Raw genomic sequence first — 4,757 nt, forward strand, 5'->3', positions numbered from 1 at the left:
GAGCGGTTGGCCTGCGCGAGCCGGGCCTGCAGCGCGGGCAGGTCCTGGCCGGCGCCCATCACGGCGCCGCGGGCGTCCACGACGCGGTAGTCCATCCGCAGGTGCAGGGGCACCGCGTCCGGGGCCCACAGTCCGGGCTCCACCACCACGCCGCGCACCCGGCGCACGGCCGCGGACAGCGCGTCCGGCAGCTCGTCCCGCAGCGGGTCGGCGTGGGCCTCGAGGTCCGCGACGAGCTGCTGGGCCACGTCCGGGGCGGGCACGAGGTTCTTGCGCACGGCCTTGGGCAACGCCTTGATGAGGGCGGTGACGAGCTCGACCCGCAGGCCGGGGACCAGCCACGCGAAGGGGCCGGGGGAGACCTGGTTGAGCAGCAGGATCGGCACGGCCACGGTCACGCCGTCGGTGCCGGCCGCGCCGGTCGGGTCGTACGTGTACTCGAGGTCGAGCTCCACGTCGCCGCCGGGCATCGGATACGTGAACGTGGTGGGGAACGCGTCGGTGTCCAGGTCCTCGGCGTCGGCGGTGAGCAGGGCGGCGACGTCGAGGTCCAGCAGGTCCGGCTGATCCTGGCGCGCCTTCTTCCACCACGCGTCGAAGTGCCGCTCGGAGACGACGTTTCCCGGGATCCGCGCGTCGTAGAAGGCGAACAGGTCCTCGTCCCCGATCCGCAGGTCGCGGCGGCGCAGGCGCGTCTCGAGGGCGTCGACCTCCTCGAGCGCGGCGCGGTTGCGGGCGAAGAACCGGTGGCGCGTGCGCCAGTCGCCCTCCACGAGGGCGTGCCGGATGAACAGCTCGCGGGAGAGCTCCGGGTCGATGCGGCCGTACCGGACCGAGCGGTCCGGGATCAGGGTGACGCCGAACAGCGTCACCTTCTCGCGCGCGACGACGGAGCCCGCCCGCCGCGACCAGTGCGGCTCGTTGTAGGCCCGCTTGACGAGGTGGCCGGCGACCTCCTCGGCCCACTCCGGCTCGATCCGGGCCACCGTGCGCGCCCACAGCCGTGAGGTCTCCACGAGCTCGGCGGCCATGACGAACGGGTGGCGCTTCTTGAACAGGGCGGAGCCGGGGAACACGGCGAAGCGGGTGCCGCGGGCGCCCGCGTACTCGCGACGGCGCTCGTCGTAGGCGCCGATCTGCGCGAGCAGGCCGGTGAGCAGGGACTTGTGCACCGCCTCGTGCCGGCCCACCGGGTCCACGGGTCCGGCCTCGACGGTGAGGCCCACGTCCTTGGCGAGCTGGCGCAGCTGGCGCACCAGGTCCTGCCACTCCTGCACGCGCAGCCAGTTGATGTGCTCACGGCGGCACAGCTTCCGGAACTGGGAGCCGGAGAGCTCCTTCTGCCGCTCGTGCAGGTAGGCCCAGAGGTTCAGGATCGCGGAGAAGTCCGAGTTCTCGTCCGCGAACCGGCGGTGCAGCTCGTCCGCGGCCTCGCGCTGCTCCGTGGGGCGCTCGCGGGGGTCCTGGATGGTCAGGGCCGCGGCGATCACCATGACCTCCCGGACGCAGCCGCGTTCACCGGCCTCGAGGATCATGCGGCCCAGCCGCGGGTCAACGGGCAGACGGGCCAGGCGGCGTCCGACCCGGGTGATGGTGCCGGCGCGGGCGCCGCCGGCCTCGAGCGCGCCGAGCTCGGTGAGCGTGGTGGCGCCGTCGGTGACCTGTCGGCCGTCCGGGGGCTGGACGAAGGGGAACTCCTTGACGTCGCCCGGGGTGCGGGCCACACCGAGGGACAGCATCTGCAGGATCACCGAGGCCAGGGAGGTGCGCAGGATCTCCGGGTCCGTGAACTCGGGGCGGGAGAGGTAGTCCTCCTCCGAGTACAGGCGGATCGCGATGCCGTCCGAGGTGCGGCCGGACCGGCCCGCGCGCTGGTTCGCGCTGGCCTGGGAGACACGCTCGATCGGCAGGCGCTGCACCTTGGTGCGGTGCGAGTACCGCGAGATGCGCGCGGTGCCCGTGTCGATCACGTACTTGATGCCCGGCACGGTCAGGGAGGTCTCGGCGACGTTCGTGGCCAGCACGATCCGCCGGCGCACCCCGGCCCCGGCGCGGCCGAACACGCGGTGCTGCTCCGCCATGGACAGGCGGCCGAACAGCGGCAGGATCTCCGTGCCGGCCAGGCGCGTGGTGCCGGCGACGACGCCGGTCAGGTGGTCCGCGGCCTCGCGGATCTCCCGCTCGCCCGGCAGGAACACGAGGATGTCACCCGGCGGCTCGGCGGCCAGCTCGAGGACGGCGTCGCCGATCGCGTCGAGGGGGTCGCGGGTCTCGGCGGCGTCGTCCGCATCGTCCTCGGGGTCGTCGGGGGAGGGCTCGTCGGTCAGCGGCCGGTAGCGGATCTCGACGGGGTAGGTGCGCCCCGAGACCTCGATGATCGGCGCCGGGACCACGCGGCCGCCGTCGTCGGCCTCCACCGCGTCCGCATGGTCCTCGCCCGCGGCCAGCGGCCGGCCGAAGTGCCGGGCGAAGCGCTCCGGGTCGATGGTGGCCGAGGTGATGATCACCTTCAGGTCCGGGCGCTGGGGCAGCAGGTTGCGCAGGTAGCCCAGGAGGAAGTCGATGTTGAGGCTGCGCTCGTGGGCCTCGTCCACGATGATCACGGAGTAGCGGCGCAGCTGCGGGTCGTGGGGGATCTCGGCCAGCAGGATGCCGTCCGTCATGACCTTGACCCGGGTGGCCTTCGAGGTCTGCGTCGTGAAGCGGACCTGGTAGCCGACCGTCTGCCCGATCTCCTCGCCCAGCTCCTGCGCGATGCGCTCGGCCACCGAGCGGGCGGCGATGCGCCGGGGCTGGGTGTGGCCGATCGAGCCGGCCTCCCCGAGCCCGAGGGCCAGGCACATCTTCGGCAGCTGCGTGGTCTTGCCCGAGCCGGTCTCGCCCGCGACGATCACCACCTGGTGGTCGCGGATCGCGGCCATGATCTCCTCACGGCGCTCCGCCACCGGCAGGTGTTCGGGGAACGTGATCGCGACGGCGTCGTGGGGCGTCGCCGACGGCTGCGCGGCGGGCGTGGAGGGCGGGGGAGTCTGCGTCATGACGGCCTCCATCCTAGGCGCGCGGGGGCCCGGGCCGACCCGGACGGGGCGAATCCGGGACGGACCTGGGACTGGGGCTGAGAGTCCGGATGTGATTCTCTGGAGCCCATGGACACGAACACCGTCTTCCTGTTGGCGGCGATCGGCCTCTATTTCCTCGCGATGATCGCGATCGGCCTGTACGCCTCCCGCAAGAACACCGACCTCGACGACTACATGCTCGCAGGACGCGACATGAAGCCGTCCGTCGCGGCGCTCTCCGCGGGTGCGTCCGACATGTCCGGCTGGCTCCTGATGGGCCTGCCCGGCGCGATCTACGCCGCGGGCCTGGTCGAGGGCTGGATGGCGGTCGGCCTGACCGTGGGCGCGTGGGTGAACTGGCGCGTGGTCGCCCCCCGCCTGCGCTCCTACACCGAGGTGGCCGGGAACTCGATCACGATCCCGTCCTTCCTCGAGAACCGATTCAAGGACCGCACGCACATCCTGCGGATCGTGGCCGGCCTGATCATCCTCGTGTTCTTCACCTTCTACGTGTCCTCGGGCATGGTGGCCGGCGGCAAGTTCGTCGAGTCCACCTTCGGCCCCGATTCCTTCTACGCCCAGGGCATCAGCATCAACTACCTCACCGGCATGCTCGTGGTCGCGGGCATCACGGTGCTCTACACCCTGTTCGGCGGCTTCCTCGGCGCCTCGCTGACGGACGTGGCCCAGGGCATCCTCATGTTCCTCTCCCTGCTGGCCGTCCCCATCGTCGTGATCCTGACCATGGGCGGCTGGGACGCCGTCGTCGAGGGCATCCGCGCCGCCGACGCCGCCGGCGGCGGAGTGAACCACTTCTCGATGTTCGAGAACGCAACGCTGATCGGCGTCCTGTCCTCCCTCGCCTGGGGCCTGGGCTACTTCGGCCAGCCGCACATCATCGTCCGCTTCATGGCTCTGCGCACCCCGCACGACGCGGCCGTCGCCCGGCGCGTCGGCATCGGCTGGATGGCGCTGTCCGTGTTCGGTGCCGTGATGGTGGCCCTCGTGGGCATCGCCTACTTCCAGGCCAACCCCGGCACCACGCTCGAGGACCCGGAGACCGTGTTCCTGGTGCTGGCCTCGATCATGTTCCACCCGTTCGTGGCCGGCCTGGTGCTGGCCGCCGTCCTCGCCGCGATCATGTCCACGCTCTCCTCGCAGCTGATCGTGTGCTCCTCCGCCCTGGTGGAGGACCTCTACATGCTGCGCGGGCGCACCGGTTCCCCGACGTTCACCCTGTGGCTCGGCCGCATCGGCGTGCTGGTGGTGGCGCTCGTGGCGGGGCTGCTCGCCCTCGACCCGGACTCCTCCGTGCTCGAGCTCGTCTCCTTCGCGTGGGCCGGCTTCGGCGCCGCCTTCGGCCCTGTGATCCTGCTCGCCCTGTACTGGCCGCGGTTCACCTCGTGGGGGGCGATGGCCGCCATGGTCACCGGCGCCGCCGTCGCCTGGGTGTGGTCCGAGGCCAGTGCCGAGACGTGGGAGTGGTTCGGCCTGTACGAGCTGCTGCCGGGCTTCGTCGCCGCCTTCGTGGTGGGTGTGGTGGTGTCCCTCGTGACCCAGCGCTCGCGCCGGGTGCAGCGGCGGATCGACGCCGAGTTCACCGGCGCGATCGACATCGTGGCCGGCCGCGAGCCGGACCCGGACGTGGCCCCGGCCGCCATGACGCGCGACGCCGCCGGGGGCTCGACCGCAGCCGCC

At 72.2% G+C, this 4,757-nt stretch carries 2 protein-coding genes; one reads left to right on the forward strand and one right to left on the reverse strand.

Features of this window, described 5'->3' with window-relative positions; translation table 11 throughout:
- Positions 1–3,038, reverse strand: a 3,038-nt coding sequence (gene hrpA / locus HMPREF3105_RS10185) for an ATP-dependent RNA helicase HrpA (protein ID WP_070709512.1), incomplete at its 3' end; no start/stop codon positions are given.
- A gap of 108 nt (positions 3,039–3,146) precedes the next feature.
- On the opposite strand from hrpA, the gene putP reads away from it, so the two are divergent.
- On the forward strand, positions 3,147–4,757 hold a 1,611-nt coding region (gene putP / locus HMPREF3105_RS10190; protein WP_070709514.1), incomplete at its 3' end, for a sodium/proline symporter PutP.

The organism is Micrococcus sp. HMSC31B01 (assembly GCF_001816085.1).
Taxonomy (GTDB): Bacteria; Actinomycetota; Actinomycetes; order Actinomycetales; family Micrococcaceae; genus Micrococcus; species Micrococcus luteus.